The sequence below is a fragment of the Enterobacter sp. 50588862 genome (genome assembly GCF_001462935.1).
GTDB classification, from domain to species: domain Bacteria; phylum Pseudomonadota; class Gammaproteobacteria; order Enterobacterales; family Enterobacteriaceae; genus Enterobacter; species Enterobacter bugandensis.
The window spans coordinates 106,401-127,959 of sequence record NZ_LNHM01000021.1 but is presented as its reverse complement, the minus strand read 5'-3'; the positions used below and the strand labels follow the sequence as shown (position 1 = coordinate 127,959).

17 protein-coding genes and 2 tRNA genes are annotated in these 21,559 nt (G+C 54.7%); 2 read left to right on the top strand and 17 right to left on the bottom strand.

All coding sequences use genetic code 11. The features are described 5' to 3' along the window. Positions 1–18: 18 nt before the first annotated feature. Positions 19–1,026 (top strand): luciferase-like monooxygenase, encoded by a 1,008-nt coding sequence (locus APT89_RS08435; RefSeq protein ID WP_041907895.1) that lies wholly within the window; start codon positions 19–21, stop codon positions 1,024–1,026. Between the two features lie 84 nt (positions 1,027–1,110). Here APT89_RS08435 and mtr read toward each other — a convergent pair whose 3' ends face one another. The 12 genes from mtr to APT89_RS08380 all read right to left on the bottom strand — a co-directional run bounded on the left by mtr (position 1,111) and on the right by APT89_RS08380 (position 14,807). After that, positions 1,111–2,355 carry a tryptophan permease gene (mtr, locus tag APT89_RS08430; RefSeq protein ID WP_060572040.1) on the bottom strand — a complete coding sequence of 415 codons (1,245 nt, stop codon included), beginning with the start codon at positions 2,353–2,355 and terminating at the stop codon, positions 1,111–1,113. A 142-nt stretch (positions 2,356–2,497) separates the two neighbouring features. Further along, complete coding sequence (locus APT89_RS08425) at positions 2,498–4,393, bottom strand: DEAD/DEAH family ATP-dependent RNA helicase (RefSeq protein ID WP_048956700.1); 1,896 nt, start codon at positions 4,391–4,393, stop codon at positions 2,498–2,500. Next, complete coding sequence (yrbN, locus tag APT89_RS24785) at positions 4,386–4,466, bottom strand: protein YrbN (RefSeq protein WP_100122156.1); 81 nt, start codon at positions 4,464–4,466, stop codon at positions 4,386–4,388. Before yrbN ends, APT89_RS08425 begins: the two co-directional genes overlap by 8 nt. Positions 4,467–4,573: 107 nt before the next feature. After that, positions 4,574–5,458 (bottom strand): lipoprotein NlpI, encoded by an 885-nt coding sequence (gene nlpI / locus APT89_RS08420; RefSeq protein ID WP_028014546.1) that lies wholly within the window; start codon positions 5,456–5,458, stop codon positions 4,574–4,576. 108 nt (positions 5,459–5,566) lie between these two features. Beyond that, positions 5,567–7,705, bottom strand: coding sequence for a polyribonucleotide nucleotidyltransferase (pnp, locus tag APT89_RS08415; protein ID WP_059354213.1), 2,139 nt, complete (start codon positions 7,703–7,705; stop codon positions 5,567–5,569). A 242-nt stretch (positions 7,706–7,947) separates the two neighbouring features. Continuing rightward, positions 7,948–8,217, bottom strand: a complete 270-nt coding sequence (gene rpsO / locus APT89_RS08410) for a 30S ribosomal protein S15 (RefSeq protein WP_003861789.1) — start codon at positions 8,215–8,217, stop codon at positions 7,948–7,950. Between the two features lie 154 nt (positions 8,218–8,371). Further along, positions 8,372–9,322 (bottom strand): tRNA pseudouridine(55) synthase TruB, encoded by a 951-nt coding sequence (gene truB, locus APT89_RS08405; protein WP_049137015.1) that lies wholly within the window; start codon positions 9,320–9,322, stop codon positions 8,372–8,374. Next, the gene (gene rbfA / locus APT89_RS08400) at positions 9,322–9,726 is read right to left on the bottom strand and encodes a 30S ribosome-binding factor RbfA (protein WP_041907887.1); all 405 of its coding nucleotides are present in this window, start codon (positions 9,724–9,726) and stop codon (positions 9,322–9,324) included. Before rbfA ends, truB begins: the two co-directional genes overlap by 1 nt. A 101-nt stretch (positions 9,727–9,827) precedes the next feature. Next, entirely contained in the window at positions 9,828–12,515 is a 2,688-nt protein-coding gene (infB, locus tag APT89_RS08395; RefSeq protein ID WP_041907885.1) for a translation initiation factor IF-2, read from the bottom strand. 24 nt (positions 12,516–12,539) lie between these two features. Continuing rightward, the gene (nusA, locus tag APT89_RS08390) at positions 12,540–14,042 is read right to left on the bottom strand and encodes a transcription termination factor NusA (protein ID WP_014885374.1); all 1,503 of its coding nucleotides are present in this window, start codon (positions 14,040–14,042) and stop codon (positions 12,540–12,542) included. Positions 14,043–14,070: 28 nt separating this feature from the next. Beyond that, a complete protein-coding gene (gene rimP / locus APT89_RS08385) occupies positions 14,071–14,523 on the bottom strand; it encodes a ribosome maturation factor RimP (RefSeq protein WP_014833432.1) in 453 nt (150 codons plus the stop codon). 207 nt (positions 14,524–14,730) lie between these two features. Further along, positions 14,731–14,807 (bottom strand) — tRNA-Met (locus tag APT89_RS08380). Positions 14,808–15,094: 287 nt separating this feature from the next. Here APT89_RS08380 and argG point away from each other — a divergent pair. Beyond that, entirely contained in the window at positions 15,095–16,441 is a 1,347-nt protein-coding gene (argG, locus tag APT89_RS08375; RefSeq protein ID WP_041907883.1) for an argininosuccinate synthase, read from the top strand. A gap of 179 nt (positions 16,442–16,620) precedes the next feature. Here the strand turns inward: argG and APT89_RS08370 are convergent. The 5 genes from APT89_RS08370 to ftsH form a co-directional block, all read right to left on the bottom strand. Beyond that, positions 16,621–16,707 (bottom strand) — tRNA-Leu (locus tag APT89_RS08370). 9 nt (positions 16,708–16,716) lie between these two features. Beyond that, complete coding sequence (secG, locus tag APT89_RS08365; RefSeq protein ID WP_003861803.1) at positions 16,717–17,049, bottom strand: preprotein translocase subunit SecG; 333 nt, start codon at positions 17,047–17,049, stop codon at positions 16,717–16,719. Positions 17,050–17,272: 223 nt separating this feature from the next. Next, positions 17,273–18,610, bottom strand: coding sequence for a phosphoglucosamine mutase (glmM, locus tag APT89_RS08360; RefSeq protein ID WP_041907881.1), 1,338 nt, complete (start codon positions 18,608–18,610; stop codon positions 17,273–17,275). Next, positions 18,603–19,451, bottom strand: a complete 849-nt coding sequence (gene folP, locus APT89_RS08355; protein ID WP_045630725.1) for a dihydropteroate synthase — start codon at positions 19,449–19,451, stop codon at positions 18,603–18,605. The genes glmM and folP overlap by 8 nt, the downstream gene beginning before the upstream one ends. Positions 19,452–19,549: 98 nt before the next feature. Further along, the gene (ftsH, locus tag APT89_RS08350; RefSeq protein ID WP_013098921.1) at positions 19,550–21,484 is read right to left on the bottom strand and encodes an ATP-dependent zinc metalloprotease FtsH; all 1,935 of its coding nucleotides are present in this window, start codon (positions 21,482–21,484) and stop codon (positions 19,550–19,552) included. Between the last annotated feature and the right edge of the window lie 75 nt (positions 21,485–21,559).

Genomic DNA, 21,559 nt, shown 5'->3' with positions numbered 1-21,559 from the left:
TCGACAAAGTGAGCTGTTATGACTGACAAAACCCTTCCGTTTTCGGTGCTGGATCTGGCGCCGATCCCACAAGGCTCCTCGGCAAGAGAAGCCTTCACGCACTCTCTCGATCTGGCTCAGCTGGCCGAAAAGCGTGGCTATCGCCGCTACTGGCTGGCAGAACATCACAACATGGTCGGCATTGCCAGCGCCGCTACATCGGTGCTGATTGGCTACCTGGCAGCGAATACCACCACTTTGCACCTTGGCTCCGGTGGCGTGATGCTGCCGAACCACGCCCCGCTGGTGATTGCCGAGCAGTTCGGGACACTGAACACCCTCTATCCGGGCCGTATTGACCTGGGGCTTGGCCGCGCGCCGGGCAGCGACCAGCCGACCATGCGCGCCCTGCGCCGCCATATGAGCGGCGATATCGATAACTTCCCGCGCGACGTGGCGGAACTGGTGGACTGGTTCGACGCGCGCGATCCGAACCCGCACGTGCGCCCGGTGCCGGGCTATGGCGAGAAGATCCCGGTGTGGCTGTTAGGCTCGAGCCTGTATAGCGCGCAGCTCGCCGCGCAGCTGGGGCTGCCGTTCGCGTTCGCCTCCCACTTCGCGCCGGATATGCTGCATCAGGCGCTGCACCTCTACCGTACGAACTTCAAACCGTCCGAGCGTCTGGAGAAGCCGTACGCAATGGTGTGTATCAACATCATTGCCGCTGACAGCAATCGCGACGCGGAATTCCTGTTTACCTCTATGCAGCAGGCGTTTGTGAAGCTGCGCCGCGGCGAGACGGGCCAGTTGCCGCCTCCGGTGGAAAATATGCATCAGCTGTGGTCGGCCTCCGAGCAGTATGGCGTGCAGCAGGCGTTGAGCATGTCGCTGGTGGGTGATAAGGCAAAAGTGCGTCACGGGCTGGAAGCAGTGCTGCGTGAAACGCAGGCGGATGAAATTATGGTCAACGGCCAGATTTTCGATCACCAGGCGCGTTTGCATTCGTTTGACCTGGCGATGCAGGTGAAAGAAGAATTGGTGGGGTAGTTTTTTGCCGGATGGCGGCTTCGCCTTATCCGGCCTACGCGATCCCTGTAGGCCCGGTAAGCGTAGCGCCACCGGGCAATGTGTTTACTGGTACACAGGCAACAGGTTAAAGCTCGACAGCACGTGGACCAGCGCGTTACCCACCCCAAATACCAGGATCAGCGCAATCATCGGTTTATCGCCCCAGACACGGAATTTCGGGCTGCCGAAGCGTTTACGTGATTTACGTGCAAGCAGCGCTGGCACAATCGCCGCCCAGATGGTGGCCGCCAGCCCTGCATAGCCGATGGCATAGAGGAACCCGTTCGGCCACAGCAGACCGCCGACAATCGGCGGCAGGAAGGTCAGAAGCGCCGTCTTGAAACGTCCCATCGCAGAATCGTCAAAGCCAAACAGATCCGCCAGGTAGTCAAACAGGCCCAGCGTCACACCGAGGAAAGAGCTCGCCACCGCGAAGTTAGAGAAGATCACCAGCAGCAGATCCAGGCTGCGGCTGTTCAGCACGCCGCTCAGCGCCTGCACCAGCACATCAATGTTACCGCCCTTTTGCGCAATGCCGATAAACTCCGGGCGCGGGATGTTGCCCATCGTCCCCAGCAGCCAAATCACATACAGCCCAAGCGCCAGCAGCGTGCCGTAGACCAGGCACTTCACGATGGTGCGCGGATCTTTGCCGTAGTACTTCATCAGGCTCGGCACGTTACCGTGGTAGCCAAACGACGCCAGGCAGAACGGCAGGGTCATCAGCAGGTACGGCGTATAGGAGGTATTCACTTCGGCAACGTTAAACAGCGTGGCGGGCGTCACGTGCCCCAGCAGGCTGCCGAAGGTCAGGAAGAAGGTGATGACCTTAGCGCCCAGCACAATCGCCGTCATGCGGCTCACCGCTTTGGTGCTCATCCAGACGATAAACGCCACGCCCAGCGCAAAGCAGAGTCCCGTCAGACGCGCCGGAACGTTCAGCGACATCTCCGAAAAGGTGTGATGCAGAATCGAGCCGCTTGCTGAGATGTACGCGTAGGTCAGGATGTAGAGCACAAATGCGATGGAAAGGCCGTTCACCAGGTTCCAGCCTTTGCCCAGCAGATCTTTGGTGATGGTGTCGAAGCTGGAGCCAATGCGGTAGTTCAGGTTCGCTTCAAGGATCATCAGGCCGGAATGCAGCATGCAGAACCAGGTGAACACCAGCGCGGCCAGCGACCAGAAGAACCACGCACCGGACATGACCACGGGCAGGGAAAACATCCCGGCACCTATAATGGTTCCGCCGATGATCACCACGCCGCCAAGCAGCGAAGGTGACGTTTGGGTGGTGGTTAGTGTCGCCATACAGCCTTTTCTCCAGTTAATTATGCGGTTCTGCATTTTAGTGCGATGCACTGTACCAGTACGAGAGTACAAAGGGAATAAAAAAAGCCCCGATAGCGTGTATCGGGGCTGTATATTTTACTTTACGTCAGAAGTGAAAGGCTTACGCGTCACCGAAACGACGACGGCTGGTGCCTTCTTCACGACGTGGGCCACGGCTTTCGCGGCGCTCGCCGGAGAAACGACGACCTTCACTACCGCGACCTTCACTGCGACCGCCTTCACGACGCTCGCCGCCGAAACCGCGACCACCGCCACGACGTTCGCCACCGCGGTCAGGACGTGGCTGTGCATCGCCCAGCAGCTGCATGTTCATCGGCTTGTTCAGGATGCGGGTGCGAGTAAAGTGCTGCAGTACTTCGCCCGGCATGCCTTTTGGCAGTTCGATGGTAGAGTGGGATGCAAACAGCTTGATGTTACCAATGTAACGGCTGCTGATGTCGCCTTCGTTAGCAATCGCGCCAACGATGTGACGAACTTCAACACCATCATCACGGCCCACTTCAATGCGGTACAGTTCCATATCGCCTGCGTCACGACGTTCACGACGTGGACGGTCTTCACCACCACGCTCTGGACGGTCACCACGTGGGCCACGGTCATTACGGTCGCCACGACGTTCGAAACGATCGTCACGGTCACGGAATTCACGCTTAGGACGCATTGGCGCATCAGGTGGCACGATCAGGCTACGTTCGCCCTGAGCCATTTTCAGCAGTGCTGCAGCCAGAGTTTCCATGTCCAGCTCTTCGCCTTCAGCGACAGGCTGGATCTGCGACAGCAGCGCGCGGTACTGATCCAGATCGCTGCTTTCCAGCTGCTGCTGTACTTTCGCGGCAAATTTTTCCAGACGGCGTTTGCCCAGCAGATCTGCGTTTGGCAGGTCGGCTTCTGGAATGGTCAGCTTCATGGTGCGTTCAATGTTGCGCAGCAGACGACGCTCGCGGTTCTCAACGAACAGCAGCGCACGGCCCGCACGACCCGCACGACCGGTACGACCGATACGGTGAACGTAAGACTCGGAATCCATCGGGATGTCGTAGTTCACAACCAGGCTGATACGCTCAACGTCCAGACCACGTGCTGCCACGTCGGTTGCAATCAGGATATCCAGACGACCGTCTTTCAGACGCTCCAGCGTCTGCTCACGCAGGGCCTGGTTCATGTCGCCGTTCAGCGCTGCGCTGTTGTAGCCGTTACGCTCCAGCGCTTCAGCCACTTCCAGGGTCGCATTTTTGGTACGCACGAAGATAATCGCCGCATCAAAATCTTCCGCTTCCAGGAAACGGACCAGCGCTTCGTTTTTGCGCATGCCGTACACGGACCAGTAGCTCTGGCTGATGTCCGGGCGAGTGGTCACGCTGGACTGAATACGCACTTCCTGCGGCTCTTTCATGAAGCGGCGGGTAATGCGACGGATCGCTTCTGGCATGGTTGCAGAGAACAGAGCGGTCTGGTGACCTTCCGGGATCTGCGCCATGATGGTTTCTACGTCTTCAATGAAGCCCATACGCAGCATTTCATCTGCTTCATCCAGTACCAGGCCGCTCAGTTTAGAGAGGTCCAAAGTACCGCGCTTCAGGTGATCCAGCAGACGGCCCGGCGTACCGACGACAATCTGTGGGCCCTGGCGCAGGGCGCGTAACTGCACGTCATAACGCTGGCCGCCGTACAGGGCTACCACGTTTACGCCGCGCATATGTTTAGAGAATTCCGTCATTGCTTCAGCAACCTGAACAGCCAGTTCACGAGTTGGAGCCAGGACGAGGATCTGCGGTGCACGCAGGTCCGGATCGATGTTGTTCAGCAGCGGCAGCGAGAACGCTGCAGTTTTACCGCTACCAGTCTGGGCCATGCCCAGCACGTCACGACCAGAAAGCAGATGCGGGATACATTCTGCCTGGATCGGAGATGGTTTTTCGTAACCCAGATCGTTAAGGGCTTCAAGGATAGGAGCCTTCAGGCCCAGATCTGCAAAAGTGGTTTCGAATTCAGCCATGTAGTACGAGTGCCTCAATGTCAATAGCGGCCAGTCTACTTAGCTCATCGTGAAAATGATTAGCAATTTTCATTGAAAAGTGTGAACCGGCTCAAAGTAGGTGTATTGACGAACAACAACGCCCTCACCAGTGAAGGTGATGGCAATCAAAAGATTACGGGCTGATGTTTATGTCGTCAGCTATTGCTGGTCCGATTCTGCCAGGTCGTCTTGCTCCTGGCCCAAGAGCGATAATTCCAACAATGCATAACGGTGCTCAACGAAGTTATGTACGTTGTTAGCAACCGCTAATTTGAACAGTGCCGTAGCGCTGTCCATATCCCCCAGACTTAGGTAGTACTTACCTAAATAGAAGTTGGTTTCACTGAGATGCTCAGCGAGCGAGGTGTTATCCGTTGCGTCCGCCTTGAGGCGTTCCATCAGCGTTGCTTCGCTAATGTTGCCCAGGTAGAACTCGACAATGTTCCATCCCCACTGTTCCTTATCCGATTTCTCGAAGCGCTGTTGTAGTGCTTCTTTTGCCTGCTTCTCATCGAGCTTCCGCTCAACAATGTAAAGCCACAGGCTACGGAAAGGATCATTAGGATCGTCTTGATAAAACGCCAGCAGATCATCTTGCGCTAACTTATCACGACCGCCGTAATACAATGCGATACCGCGATTCAAGTGCGCGTAGTTGTAAGTTGGATCAAGCTCAAGTACAGAATCAAACGCTTCATAGGCAGCATCAAAATTGCCTGCCTGCGTTAAATAAATGCCTAAGTAATTGAATACTTCAGGCATATCAGGTCGGATAGCCAGCGCTTGTGAAAAATCATTTCGCGCTAATGCCCTCAGACCGAGACTATCATACAACACTCCGCGCTCATATAAAAGCTGTGCGCGTTCGTCATCGGTTAAAGCCCGACTGGCAAGTATTTGTTCCATGCGTGCCAGAATCACTTCCTGCTGCAAAGTCGGTTGCAATGGCACTGCGAGGACTTCGCTCTTACGCCAGGCAGAGTTGCTGCATCCTGCCAGCGTTAAAGCTGTCGCAACGAAACACCAGCGCAAAAAAGGCTTCATTTCCCACTCCCGAAGACAACTATTGGATGAACGTCCTGTCCCCCGGCGGCTTAACAAGGCGTCCTGCCTGATAACAGGCCCTCCGCAAAGCGGAGGGCAAATGGCAACTTACTCGCCTTGCTGTTCAGCAGCCGGAGCTTCCGGTGCCGCAGCAGGTTGAGACTGCTCGGTTGCTTCTTTAATGCTCAGACGGATACGGCCCTGACGGTCAACTTCCAGAACCTTAACCGGCACTTCCTGACCCATCTGCAGGTAATCGGTCACTTTCTCAACGCGCTTGTCAGCGATCTGAGAGATGTGAACCAGACCTTCTTTACCGCCGCCGATGGCAACGAATGCGCCAAAGTCAACGATACGGGTCACTTTACCTGCATAGATACGGCCCACTTCGATTTCAGCAGTGATTTCTTCGATGCGACGGATAGCGAATTTCGCTTTCTCGCCGTCGGTTGCTGCGATCTTCACAGTACCGTCATCTTCGATTTCGATGGTGGTGCCGGTCTCTTCGGTCAGCGCGCGGATAACAGAACCGCCCTTACCGATAACATCTTTGATCTTGTCTGGATTGATCTTGATGGTGTGAATACGCGGAGCGAATTCAGAGATATCACCGCGTGGCGCGTTGATAGCCTGTTCCATCACGCCCAGGATGTGCAGACGCGCACCTTTAGCCTGGTTCAGAGCAACCTGCATGATCTCTTTGGTGATACCTTCAATTTTGATATCCATCTGCAGGGCAGAGATACCGTCGCGGGAACCCGCTACTTTGAAGTCCATATCGCCCAGGTGGTCTTCGTCACCCAGAATGTCAGACAGAACAACGAAGTTGTCGCCTTCTTTCACCAGACCCATTGCGATACCCGCAACGGCGGCTTTGATCGGCACGCCCGCATCCATCAGCGCCAGAGAGGCACCACATACGGAAGCCATGGAAGAAGAACCGTTGGATTCGGTGATTTCAGAAACCACACGAACGGTGTACGGGAATTTGTCAGCTTCCGGCATCACTGCCAGCACGCCGCGCTTCGCCAGACGACCGTGACCAATTTCACGACGCTTCGGTGAGCCAACCATACCGGTTTCGCCCACAGAGTACGGAGGGAAGTTGTAGTGGAACAGGAAGTTGTCAGTACGCTCGCCCATCAGTTCATCGATGATCTGCGCGTCACGTGCGGTACCCAGGGTTGCGGTAACCAGCGCCTGCGTTTCACCACGGGTGAACAGCGCAGAACCGTGAGTACGCGGCAGTACGCCAGTGCGTACGTCCAGACCACGAATCATGTCTTTTTCACGGCCATCGATACGCGGCTCGCCTGCCAGTACGCGGCTACGAACAACGTTTTTCTCGATAGCGTGCAGAATTTCGCCAATTTCGTTAGCGTCCAGCGTTTCGTCTTCGGCAACCAGGGTCGCGGTTACTTCAGATTTGATCGCGTCAACCTGAGCGTAACGCTCCTGTTTGTCGGTGATGCGGTAAGCGTCGCTCAGACGAGATTCTGCCAGTGCCGCAACGCGTGCGTTCAGCGCGTCGTTTGCTGCTTCTGGCTGCCAGTCCCAACGTGGCTTACCGGCTTCTTTCACCAGGTCGTTGATGTTCTGGATAACAATCTGCTGCTGCTCGTGACCGAACACCACAGCGCCCAGCATCTGGTCTTCGCTCAGCAGTTCAGCTTCGGATTCAACCATCAGCACAGCCGCTTCAGTACCGGCAACAACCAGGTCCAGCTTACTTTCTTTCAGCTCTTCCTGAGTTGGGTTCAGCACGTACTGGTCGTTGATGTAACCGACGCGCGCGGCACCGATTGGGCCATTGAATGGAATACCAGACAGTGACAGGGCAGCGGAGGCACCGATCATCGCAACGATGTCCGGGTTAACCTGTGGGTTAACGGAAACAACGGTCGCAATAACCTGCACTTCGTTAACGAAGCCTTCCGGGAACAGCGGACGAACCGGGCGGTCAATCAGACGCGCGATAAGGGTTTCGCCTTCGCTTGGACGGCCTTCACGACGGAAGAAGCCACCCGGGATTTTACCGGCAGCGTAAGTACGCTCCTGGTAGTTAACGGTCAGCGGGAAGAAGTCCTGACCTGGTTTAGCTTTTTTCTGGCCCACAACGGTCACGAATACCGCGGTGTCATCCATGCTTACCATAACGGCAGCAGTCGCCTGGCGTGCCATCATGCCGGTTTCCAGCGTGACGGTATGTTGACCATACTGGAATTTACGAACGATCGGATTCAGCAAAATTCTATCCTTTCTTAAATGTATGACAGCACACCGCCGGCGTGCTGTCGATTTAACCCGACCTTCTTCGCATCCTCGCGACTAATGACAACCGACACCCCCATGGGTGAAGCCTCTCATTAGCCGCGCGAACCTCTGCAATGAAGATCATTTATAGCAACAATACAATAGTTTCCATTGAATTGCTGCCGTCTGGTTGAAAAAAGGGGCCATCAGGCCCCCTTTTCTGAAACTCGCAAGACTTAGCGACGCAGACCCAGACGCTCGATCAGCGCGGTGTAGCGTGCAACATCTTTACGCTTCAGGTAGTCGAGCAGTTTACGACGCTGAGAAACCATGCGCAGCAGACCACGACGGCTGTGGTGATCTTTTTTGTGCTCTGCAAAGTGACCCTGCAGGTGGTTAATCTGTGCAGTCAGCAGTGCAACCTGAACTTCGGTAGAACCGCTGTCGTTAGTACCACGACCAAACTCAGAAACGATTTTAGCTTTAGCTTCAACGCTTAGAGACATTTTCAAACTCCAAAGTATAAAAAATGTAAGGGTGCCGATCTCTAATTCAGCGACCCCATGTACGCCCCGCAGATTGTTAAACAATTTACCGGGCGTTAAGCGGCGATATTCTACTCGTCTCCCCTGCTTATCGCAAGGTGAGGCGTAATCACCGTCACGCGTCGACCGGATATTCGACGACCAGACGACGCGGCGCAACGCGCCCTTCACCGTCCATTTCGCCCATACCGATGAATTTCCCTTCGTCACCTTCCGTCACGCGTACCAGTCCATCCAGCGGCGCATCCGTCGTACGAACCGGGTTTCCGTTCTTAAAGTAAACGGACGATGTTAAAGGAAGATTAACGATCGGGAAGTCCGCTGCCGGACTGTCCATTGGCATCAGCAGTGGATCCAGCAAATCTGCTGGTTCCACTCCCTGCGCTTGTGCCTGCTCAGCCAGCGCGCGCAGCTGCTCAAGCGTCACCATGCGTTCCACCGGATATTTACTGACCGCCAGACGACGCAGATAAATCACATGCGCACCGCAGCCCAGCTTTTCACCCAGGTCGTCGATGATGGTGCGAATATAGGTCCCCTTCGAACAGTGGACTTCCAGCTCCAGCTCGTCACCTTCGTGGCGAATGAACAGCAGCTCATACACGGTTATCGGACGCGCTTCGCGCGGGACGTCAATTCCCTGGCGCGCATATTCGTAAAGCTTTTTGCCCTGATATTTCAGCGCCGAATACATCGACGGCACCTGCATCGTGTCCCCGCGGAAGCTCTCCAGCACCGCATCAAGCTGTTCGGCGCTGAAGGTCACCGGGCGCTCTTCCACCACCTGACCATCCGCGTCGGAGGTATCCGTACGCTGGCCCAGCTTAGCGATAACGCGGTAGCGTTTATCGGAATCGAGCAGGTACTGGGAAAACTTTGTTGCTTCACCCAGGCAAATCGGCAGCATGCCGGTCGCCAGCGGATCCAGCGCGCCGGTGTGGCCCGCACGGTTAGCGTTATAAATACGCTTCACTTTTTGCAGCACGTCGTTGCTGGATGCACCCTGCGGTTTATCCAGCAGCAGCACGCCATGCACGTCGCGACCGCGACGACGAGGACGACTCATCAGTCCTCCTTGCTGTCGTCCGTCGGGTTAACACGACGTTCGTCGTCATGTTTCACCACGCTGGTCACCAGGTTGGACATGCGCATACCTTCGACCAGCGAGTTGTCGTAGAAGAAGGTCAGCTCGGGAACAATACGCAGGCGCATCGCTTTGCCGAGCAGAGAGCGGATGAAACCAGAGGCTTCCTGCAGTGCTTTAATGCCGTTTTTAACCGCCGCTTCGTCCTGATCGTTCAGGAAGGTCACGAACACTTTGGCATAGGCCAGATCACGAGACATTTCCACGCCAGAGACGGTGGTCATCATACCGATACGCGGGTCTTTGATTTCGCGTTGCAGGATAAGCGCAATCTCTTTCTGCATCTCCTGCGCCACGCGCTGTGGGCGACCAAATTCTTTCGCCATAATAAATTCTCCAGACAAAAAAGGGGCTAAAAGCCCCTTTTAAAATTATTGCCGGGTGGCACGAGGCGATCCCGGCCTACATATGGACTTATCCCTAAGGATTAGTCGATGCTGCGTTGGATCTCGATGATTTCGAACACTTCGATCATATCGCCAACGCGAACGTCGTTGTAGTTCTTAACGCCGATACCACATTCCATGCCGTTACGGACTTCGTTAACGTCATCTTTGAAGCGGCGCAGGGATTCCAGCTCGCCTTCGTAGATAACCACGTTGTCACGCAGTACGCGGATTGGGTTGTGACGCTTGATGGTACCTTCGGTAACCATACAGCCCGCGATCGCACCGAATTTCGGTGATTTGAACACGTCACGCACTTCAGCCAGACCGATGATCTGCTGTTTCAGCTCAGGAGACAGCATACCGCTCATCGCGGCTTTCACTTCGTCGATCAGGTTATAGATGACGGAGTAGTAGCGCAGATCCAGGCTTTCCGCTTCGATCACGCGGCGAGCAGATGCATCAGCACGCACGTTGAAGCCAACCAGGATAGCGTTGGATGCCGCAGCCAGGGTTGCGTCGGTTTCGGTGATACCACCTACGCCAGAACCGATGATCTTCACTTTCACTTCGTCGGTAGACAGTTTCAGCAAGGAGTCGGAGATCGCTTCCACAGAACCCTGAACGTCCGCTTTCAGAACGACGTTCACTTCGTGAACTTCGCCTTCAGCCATGTTCGCAAACATGTTCTCAAGTTTAGATTTCTGCTGACGCGCCAGCTTAACTTCACGGAATTTGCCCTGACGATACAGTGCCACTTCACGCGCTTTCTTCTCGTCACGTACAACGGTCACTTCATCACCGGCAGCCGGAACACCGGACAGACCCAGGATTTCCACTGGAATGGACGGACCTGCTTCCAGCACTTCCTGACCCAGTTCGTTACGCATCGCACGAACGCGACCGTATTCGAAGCCACACAGAACGATGTCGCCCTTGTTCAGCGTACCTTCGCGAACCAGAACCGTTGCAACCGGACCACGACCTTTATCCAGGAAGGATTCGATTACCGCACCGCTCGCCATACCTTTACGAACGGCTTTCAGCTCCAGAACTTCGGCCTGAAGCAGGATAGCGTTCAGCAGGTCGTCGATACCAGTACCCGCTTTTGCAGATACAGGGATGAACTGCGCTTCGCCGCCCCACTCTTCCGGCATAACGCCGTATTGAGACAGTTCGTTCTTCACGCGGTCCAGATCGGCTTCTGGCTTATCGATTTTGTTGACCGCAACAACCAGAGGCACCTGCGCCGCTTTCGCGTGCTGGATAGCTTCAATGGTCTGTGGCATAACGCCATCGTCTGCTGCAACAACCAGTACAACGATATCCGTAGCCTGAGCACCACGAGCACGCATTGAGGTGAACGCTGCGTGGCCTGGGGTATCCAGGAAGGTGATCATGCCGTTTTCAGTTTCTACGTGGTAAGCACCGATGTGCTGGGTAATACCACCCGCTTCGCCGGAGGCAACTTTCGTAGAACGAATGTAGTCGAGCAGAGAGGTTTTACCGTGGTCAACGTGACCCATGATGGTCACAACCGGTGCACGCGGTTCAGCCGCAGCGCCAGTGTCACGGTCGCTCATTACTGCTTCTTCCAGCTCGTTTTCACGACGCAGGATAACTTTGTGGCCCATCTCTTCGGCAACCAGCTGTGCGGTTTCCTGGTCGATAACCTGGTTGATGGTCGCCATTGCGCCCAGCTTCATCATCGCTTTGATGACCTGAGAGCCTTTAACCGCCATCTTGTTCGCCAGATCGCCAACGGTGATGGTTTCGCCAATCACGACGTCACGGTTAACCGCCTGAGCTGGCTTCTGGAAGCCCTGCTGCAGAGAGGAACCTTTACGCTTACCGCCTTTACCACCGCGAACCGCTGCACGAGCTTCTTCGCGGTCAGCTTTAGATTCAGCGTGTTTGTTACCTTTCTTAGCCGGACGCGCGGCTTTTGCATTACGACCACGGCCACGGCCGCCTTCTACTTCACGGTCGTTATCATCTTCAGCCTGACGCGCATGCTGAGAAGTGGTCACGTGATAGTCGCTGGTGTCTTCAGTCGGTTCAGCGGTATTCACGCCATTCTTCTCGTTTTCTTCTGCCATACGGCGCGCTTCTTCAGCGACGCGGCGAGCTTCTTCTTCCAGCTTACGGCGGGCTTCTTCTTCCGCTTTACGCTTCAGCTCGGCAGCTTCATTTTCACGGCGGGCTTTTTCAGCCTGGGCGGTTTTGGTCATTTCGTCTGTCTGTTGATTGCTCACTTTGTCTTTTTCCGCAGCGTCACGCTTCACTTTATCACTGGCGTCGCGTTTCGCTTTTTCTGCGGCCTCACGTTCAGCTTTTAATTCTGCTTCACGTTTGGCGGCTGCTTCCGCCTCACGCTGAGCTTGTTCTTCCGCTTCACGCTGTGCCTGCTCTTCCGCGGCAAGGCGTTCTGCCTCTTGCGGATCACGTTTTACAAAGGTGCGCGTCTTGCGGACTTCAATTTGTACCGATTTGCTTTTGCCACCGGTACCAGGAATGTTTAACGTGCTGCGCGTTTTGCGCTGCAGCGTTAACTTGTCAGGCGTAGAACCGTGTTCGCGGTTCAGGTGCGTTAACAAGGTTTGTTTTTCTTGCGCGGTCACCGAGTCATCAGCGGACTTCGGGATCCCTGCATCAGCAAATTGCTGTACCAGGCGGTCCACGGAGGTCTGAATCTCAGCAGCCAGCGATTTTACAGTTACATCAGTCATGCTGTTCCTTCCTGCTACAGTTTATTACGCTTCGTCGCCGAACCAGCAAATATTACGTGCGGCCATGATGAGTTCGCCGGCTTTCTCGTCGGTTAAACCTTCGATATCGGCCAGGTCATCAACGCCTTGCTCAGCGAGATCTTCCAGCGTACAAACACCACGGGCAGCCAGCTTGAACGCAATCGCACGATCAAGACCTTCCAGATTCAGCAGGTCATCAGCAGGCTTCTTATCGCCAAGGCTTTCTTCCTGAGCCAGTGCCAGGGTGGTCAGTGCGTTTTTAGCGCGTTCACGCAGGGCTTCAACGGTTGGCTCATCCAGACCGTCAATTTCCAGCAGCTCTTTCATTGGCACATAGGCCAGTTCTTCCAGCGTAGAGAAACCTTCTTCTACCAGAACAGTGGCGAAGTCTTCGTCAATGTCGAGGTATTTGGTGAAGGTATCGATCGCCGCATGGGCTTCAGCCTGATGCTTAGCCTGCAGGTCATCAACGGTCATGACGTTGAGTTCCCAGCCGCTCAGCTGTGACGCCAGGCGTACGTTCTGACCGTTACGGCCAATCGCCTGCGCCAGGTTGCCCGCTTCAACAGCGATATCCATGGTGTGTTTGTCTTCGTCAACAACGATAGACGCGACATCAGCCGGAGCCATTGCGTTGATCACGAACTGCGCCGGGTTGTCGTCCCACAGAACGATATCAATACGCTCGCCGCCCAGTTCGGTAGAAACCGCCTGAACGCGCGCACCGCGCATACCGACGCAAGCACCGACCGGGTCGATACGCTTGTCGTTGGTTTTCACCGCAATTTTCGCACGAGAGCCTGGATCGCGAGCTGCTGCTTTGATCTCAATAACTTCTTCGCCGATTTCCGGCACTTCGATGCGGAACAGTTCAACCAGCATTTCTGGTTTAGAACGGGTCACGAACAGCTGTGCACCACGCGCTTCAGGGCGCACGGCGTACAGAACACCACGAATACGGTCGCCCGGGCGGAAGTTTTCACGCGGCAGCATGTCTTCACGCAGGATCACGGCTTCAGCGTTGCCCGGCATCCCTTCGGATTTAATTTCCAGAGAGATGTTGTCACGGTTCACTTTCTTCACCACGCCAGTGATGATTTCGCCTTCCTGATCGCGGAACTGATCGACAACCAGCGCGCGCTCGGCTTCGCGCACTTTCTGCACGATAACCTGCTTAGCGGTCTGGGTGGTGATACGGTCGAAGGTCACAGATTCAATCTGATCTTCAACGTAGTCACCCACGTTCAGACTTTCGTCTTCAAAACGTGCCGCTTCCAGGGTGATCTCTTTGGTCGGCTGGGTCACTTCTTCAACGATTACCCAACGACGGAATGTATCGAAGTCACCGCTTTTACGATCGATTTCTACGCGAACATCGATCTCTTGTTCGTATTTTTTCTTGGTTGCTGTAGCCAGTGCACTTTCCAGCGCTTCGAAAATTTTCTCACGCGGCAGTGATTTCTCGTTGGAGACGGCTTCAACAACAGCCAAAATTTCTTTGTTCATCGCGGGCTTTTCACCTCAATCCAGACTGTTAAAAGTGGGGAACCAGGTTCGCCTTCTGGATATTACTCAGCGCGAACACTTCATCTTTGCCTTCGACTGTTACCGTGATCATTTCACCATCAACGGCTTTGATAATTCCCTGCCATTTACGGCGGTTCTGTACGGCCATACGCAGAACGAGAGCCACTTCTTCACCGGTAAAGCGCACATAGTGCTCGGCCGTGAACATCGGGCGATCCAGGCCAGGTGAGGAAACTTCCAGGTTGTACGCAACGGTAATCGGGTCTTCAACATCAAGAACCGCACTCACCTGGTGGCTGACATCAGCACAATCATCAACATTGATGCCATCTTCACTATCAATATAGATGCGCAGCGTCGATGTACGGCCGCGAACGAATTCGATGCCGACCAGTTCGTAGCCCAGTGCTTCGACCGGTGCAGTAATCATCTCTGTTAATTTTTGCTCTAATGTGGACAAGCCCACCCCCAAGACATAAAAAAAGGGCGTAAAGCCCAGTTATTCTGTAGTCAGATAACAAAAAACCCCGATAAATCGGGGCTTTAGATAACTGAACCCTATAGCCACAACTGTGGCCTGGAGCACTCTCCGAAAGAATTTTTTCAAATCCAGCTACGAAGGCTCTAAGTCTTCACAGTATATTTGAAAAAGAACTTTATGGGAAAGTGGTTGCGGGGGCCGGATTTGAACCGACGACCTTCGGGTTATGAGCCCGACGAGCTACCAGGCTGCTCCACCCCGCGCCTGAAACGTGGCAAATTCTACGCGTTTTGGACAGAATTTGCAAATAATGCTGGGATTTGGTACCGAAGACGGGACGTAAAATCGGCGTTTAGTATATTGATAGTTGACCCCACCTGTCAACCCAGCTTCCGCCAGAGAGAACAGACCAAATTTTTTACAAAAAACGCATGAGTCTCTTCCGGTCTTCGACAAAAGATGATTAAATGAATACTCACTTATTTTGCATAAAAATGCACAAGAGAGCGAAAGCGGTCTCTAATCAGTCAATCAAGCAGGGTTTTATTCTATGACGACGATTCTCAAGCATCTTCCGGTAGGACAACGTATTGGCATCGCTTTCTCAGGCGGCCTGGATACCAGCGCTGCACTGCTGTGGATGCGCCAGAAGGGAGCGGTTCCGTATGCATATACTGCGAACCTGGGTCAGCCGGATGAGGACGATTACGATGCTATTCCTCGTCGCGCTAAAGAGTATGGCGCAGAAAACGCGCGACTGATTGACTGCCGTAAGCAACTGGTTGCTGAAGGTATCGCCGCTATTCAGTGCGGTGCGTTCCATAACACCACGGGCGGCCTGACCTATTTCAACACCACCCCGCTGGGTCGTGCCGTCACCGGCACCATGCTGGTTGCCGCCATGAAAGAAGATGGCGTAAACATCTGGGGTGACGGCAGCACCTATAAAGGCAACGATATCGAACGTTTCTATCGTTATGGCCTGCTGACCAACGCGGAACTGCAGATCTACAAGCCGTGGCTGGACACCGACTTCATCGACGAGCTGGGCGGTCGTCATGAAATGTCCGAGTTTATGATCGCCTGCGGTTTTGACTATAAGATGTCCGTCGAGAAAGCCTACTCCACCGACTCCAACATGCTGGGCGCGACGCACGAAGCGAAGGACCTGGAATTCCTGAACTCCAGCGTGAAGATCGTTAACCCGATCATGGGCGTGAAGTTCTGGGACGAGAGCGTGAAGATCCCGGCAGAAGAAGTGACCGTGCGTTTCGAACGTGGTCATCCGGTTGCCCTGAACGGTAAGACCTTCTCTGGCGACGTTGAACTGATGCTGGAAGCAAACCGCATCGGCGGCCGTCACGGTCTGGGCATGAGCGATCAGATTGAAAACCGTATCATCGAAGCGAAAAGCCGCGGTATCTATGAAGCTCCGGGGATGGCGCTGCTGCACATCGCTTACGAGCGTCTGCTGACCGGTATTCACAACGAAGATACCATCGAGCAGTATCATTCTCATGGTCGTCAACTGGGCAAACTGCTGTATCAGGGTCGCTGGTTCGATCCGCAGGCGCTGATGCTGCGTGACGCGCTGCAGCGTTGGGTAGCGAGCGCGATCACCGGTGAAGTGACCCTGGAACTGCGTCGTGGTAACGACTACTCCATTCTTAACACCGTGTCGGACAACCTGACCTATAAAGCCGAGCGTCTGACCATGGAAAAAGGTGAGTCTGTGTTTTCTCCGGACGACCGTATTGGTCAGTTGACCATGCGTAACCTGGACATCACCGATACCCGTGAGAAACTGTTCAACTACGTTGAGAATGGTCTGCTCTCTGCGAATTCCGGTAACGGCCTGCCGCAGGTTGAAAACCTGGAGAATAACGATAAGAAGTAATCGCTGATGTAACATGCAAAAGGCGCCCAATGGGCGCCTTTTTGTTTGGTTTTTGTAGGGCGGGTAAGCGCAGCGCCACCCGCCATTTTGCCCGGTGGCGCTGCGCTTAACGGGCCTACGAAAGGCAAAAGCTACAGACGAAAAAAAAGACGTCTTGCGACGTCTTTCTTCTGGAATATTGGTACCGAGGATGGGACTCGAACCCACAAGCCCGTTAGGGCACTACCACCTCAAGGTAGCGTGTCTACCAATTCCACCACCTCGGTACGGAATACTTACTGCGGGATATCGCTGGTTGGCTTAGCCGGTGCAGCTGGCTGAGTCTGCTCAGTTTTTGCTGGCGCGCTCAGGTTTTCCCACTCGCTTCCTTTGCTGGTCTTGTTGCTGTTGATATTGCCCAGCACCAGACTGATGATGAAGAACAGCGTAGCCAGAATCGCCGTCGTGCGGGTCATGAAGTTCGCAGAACCACTTGAACCGAACAGCGTACCGGAAGCGCCTGCTCCGAAGGAGGCTCCCATATCAGCGCCTTTACCTTGCTGCAGCATAATCAGCGCTACGAGAGCGATGGCTACAATAAGGAAAATAACTAAAAGAGCTTCGTACATAATCAACCTGTTCCTTGCGGATTTGCCGCATACCAATGCTTCGACCAATTAGCAGGATTTTTGTTTCCCACTGAAGCGGGTGTGAATACTAACCAAAGCGAATCACCTTCGCAAGGGCATTTTCGACGCATTGTATCAACTGCGGAAAAAAACAGCAAAAAGCCATTAATTGCTTAAAACAAAGGCGGCAAACGCCGCCTTTTTAAACATTTAGCATGCAAGATTATGCAGCTTTTACGGCATCAGCAATACGGTGCGCAAATTCGGTGACCTGCGCTTCGTCTTCGCCTTCCACCATCACGCGGATCAGTGGTTCGGTACCGGACTTACGCAGCAGCACGCGTCCACGGCTGCCCAGGGCCGCTTCAACCTCAGCCATCACCGCTTTCACGTTGTCATTTTCCAGCGGATCGCCTTTACCCGCAGTGAAACGCACGTTCACCAGGATCTGCGGGAACATTTTCATCCCGCTGCACAGATCGTGCAGGCTCATATGGTTGCGCGCCATCGCGGCAACCACCTGAAGCGCGGCAACAATGCCGTCACCGGTAGTGGTTTTGTCGAGCAGGATCACGTGGCCGGAGTTCTCAGCACCAATGCGCCAGCCCTTCTCCTGCAGCTTTTCCAGCACGTAGCGGTCGCCCACTTTCGCGCGAACAAACGGAATACCGAGCTGTTTCAGCGCCAGCTCCAGACCCATGTTGCTCATCAACGTCCCAACCGCGCCGCCGCGCAGCTGCCCCTGGCGCAGGCCTTCACGGGCAATGATGTAGAGGATCTGATCGCCGTCGACTTTATTACCTTCGTGGTCAACCATGATCACGCGGTCACCGTCGCCGTCCAGGGCAATACCCAGATCGGCTTTTTCCGCCAGCACGCGCGCCTGCAGGGCGCGCACGTCCGTCGCCCCGACTTCTTCGTTAATATTCAGACCATCCGGCTCGCAGCCGATGGCGATCACTTTCGCACCCAGCTCGCGGAAGACATTCGGCGCGATGTGATAGGTCGCACCGTTCGCACAGTCCACCACAATTTTAAGATGCGCCAGGCTCAGCTCGTTCGGGAAGGTGCCTTTGCAGAATTCGATATAACGACCCGCCGCATCGACGATACGGTTCGCTTTACCCAGCTCGGCGGAATCAACACAGGTGATCTCTTTTTCCATTTCGGCTTCAATGGCCTCTTCCACTTCGTCCGGCAGCTTAGTGCCGTCAATGGAGAAGAACTTGATGCCGTTGTCGTAGAACGGGTTATGAGACGCCGAGATCACAATTCCCGCTTCCGCGCGGAAGGTGCGCGTAAGGTAGGCAACAGCAGGCGTTGGCATTGGGCCAGTAAAAGAGGCTGAAAGCCCTGCAGCCGCCAGACCCGCTTCCAACGCAGATTCCAGCATATAGCCCGAAATACGGGTATCTTTACCAATAATGATCTTACGTGAGCCATGACGCGCCAGCACCTTGCCGGCAGCCCAGCCGAGCTTCAGAACAAAATCAGGGGTAATTGGAGCATCGCCTACGCGCCCACGGATACCATCGGTACCAAAATACTTACGATTACTCATAGCGTTTGTTTTCCTTCGCTGCCAGTGTGGCTTCCACCACACGCATGGCTTCTACTGTTTCTTTGACGTCATGGACACGGATAATGTGCGCGCCTTGCATCGCCGCAATTACCGCGCAGGCCAGGCTGCCACTCAGGCGCTCGCTCGGTCCTACATTCAGCAATTGACCAATCATCGACTTTCTCGACATACCCACCAGCAGCGGCAGACCAAAGTGATGAAATTCCGATAAGCGAGCAAGCAACGCATAATTGTGTGAGAGATTTTTACCGAAACCGAACCCCGGGTCGAGCAGCAATTTCTCTTTTGCGATACCTGCACGCTCACAGCGTTCAATATGCTCAATAAAGAAGCGATTCACGTCGGCAAAGACATCATCATACTTCGGCGCTTCCTGCATGGTTTTCGGTTGCCCCTGCATGTGCATCAGGCATACCGGCAGGCCGGTTTCTGCAGCGGCCTCGATCGCACCCGGTTCGGTCAGCGAGCGGATATCATTGATAATGTGAGCGCCCACTCTCGCCACTTCACGGATCACTTCTGGTTTGGACGTGTCGACGGAGATCCACACCTCGAAACGTTGCGCGATTGCCTCAACCACCGGCACCACGCGCGCCAGCTCTTCTTCCACCGAAACATCTGCCGCGCCGGGACGCGTCGATTCACCGCCCACATCAATGATGGTGGCACCCGCGTTGATCATTAGATTTGCGTGCTTAACCGCGTCGATAAGCGTGTTATGCGTGCCGCCGTCAGAGAAGGAGTCAGGGGTAACATTCAGGATCCCCATCACGTGCGGATGTGAAAGATCGAGATGCGTGTCCTGGGCGAAGAGTTTCATGGTTAAATCCCTGGTTTTAGTATGGTTTAACGGAAAAGAAAAACCCCGGAGCAAGCTCCAGGGTTTGGGGTACAGACAAACGCTTCAACAGCAGTGACTTACTTGTCGCCCAACTGCTCTGACATGGTGTTGCCCGGGTTTGGCGTACGCGGTTCATCGACCGGACGAGGCGCGCGCGGGGTACCATTGTTGTCAGAATTGTTGGAAGCGCCTGGGTCTTCCCAGCCTGCTGGCGGACGCACTTCGCGGCGAGCCATCAGGTCGTCAATCTGCGGTGCATCGATGGTCTCATATTTCATGAGCGCATCTTTCATCGAATGCAGAATGTCCATATTGTCGTTCAGGATCTGACGCGCGCGACCGTAGTTACGTTCAATCAGCGCTTTCACTTCCTGGTCGATGATACGTGCCGTCTCATCGGACATATGTTTTGCTTTCGCCACGGAGCGGCCCAGGAATACTTCACCCTCTTCCTCTGCATACAGCAGCGGACCGAGTTTGTCGGAGAAGCCCCATTGAGTCACCATGTTACGCGCCAGGTTTGTCGCCACTTTAATGTCGTTCGACGCACCGGTAGAAACATGTTCCGGACCGTAGATGATCTCTTCTGCCAGACGACCGCCGTACAGGGTCGAAATCTGGCTTTCCAGCTTCTGACGGCTGGCGCTGATCGCGTCGCCCTCAGGCAGGAAGAAGGTCACACCCAGCGCACGGCCGCGCGGAATAATCGTTACCTTGTGTACCGGATCGTGTTCCGGCACCAGGCGACCGATAATCGCGTGACCCGCTTCGTGATAAGCCGTGGACTCTTTCTGCGCTTCCGTCATCACCATGGAGCGACGTTCCGCACCCATCATGATTTTGTCTTTCGCTTTCTCGAACTCCACCATGGAGACCACGCGCTTGTTACCGCGAGCGGCAAACAGTGCAGCTTCGTTGACCAGGTTAGCCAGGTCCGCACCGGAGAAGCCCGGGGTACCGCGCGCAATGATTGCCGCGTCGATATCTGGCGCCAGCGGTACGCGACGCATGTGCACTTTCAGAATCTGTTCACGACCTCGAACATCCGGCAGACCGACAACAACCTGACGGTCGAAACGGCCTGGACGCAGCAGCGCAGGGTCAAGTACGTCCGGACGGTTAGTCGCCGCGATAACGATAATGCCTTCGTTACCTTCGAAGCCGTCCATCTCAACCAGCATCTGGTTCAGGGTCTGCTCACGCTCATCGTGACCACCGCCCAGGCCCGCGCCACGCTGGCGGCCTACGGCGTCGATTTCATCGATAAAGATGATGCACGGTGCTGCCTTCTTGGCCTGCTCGAACATGTCACGCACACGAGATGCACCGACACCCACGAACATTTCAACGAAGTCAGAACCTGAAATAGTAAAGAACGGCACCTTCGCTTCACCCGCGATGGCTTTCGCCAGCAGGGTTTTACCGGTACCCGGAGGGCCTACCATCAAGACGCCTTTCGGGATCTTACCGCCCAGTTTCTGGAAACGGCTCGGCTCGCGCAGGTATTCAACCAGTTCACCCACTTCTTCTTTTGCTTCGTCACAACCGGCGACGTCAGCAAACGTGGTCTTGATCTGGTCTTCCGTCAGCATACGCGCCTTGCTCTTACCGAACGACATGGCACCTTTGCCACCGCCGCCCTGCATCTGGCGCATAAAGAAGATCCAGACGCCGATAAGAAGTAGCATCGGGAACCAGGAAATGAAGATAGAAGCCAGCAGGCTTGGTTCTTCTGGCGGCTCGCCTACCACTTTGACGTTTTTGGTCAGAAGGTTATCAAGCAGCTTAGGATCGTTCACCGGGATGTAAGTCGTGTAACGGTTACTATCTTTCTTGGTAACGTTGATCTCACGTCCGTTGATACGCGCTTCGCGAACCTGGTCCTGATTGACCTCTTGCAGGAAGGTAGAATAATCCACCTTGCGGCCATTCGACTCGCTGGGCCCAAAGCTCTGGAATACTGACATCAGCACAACGGCAATGACCAGCCAGAGTATTAGGTTTTTCGCCATGTCACTCAAGGGATTAACCTCATATTACAACTGTGTTAAAAACAGCGTCAGGATACTCTATATCCAGTTTCATTC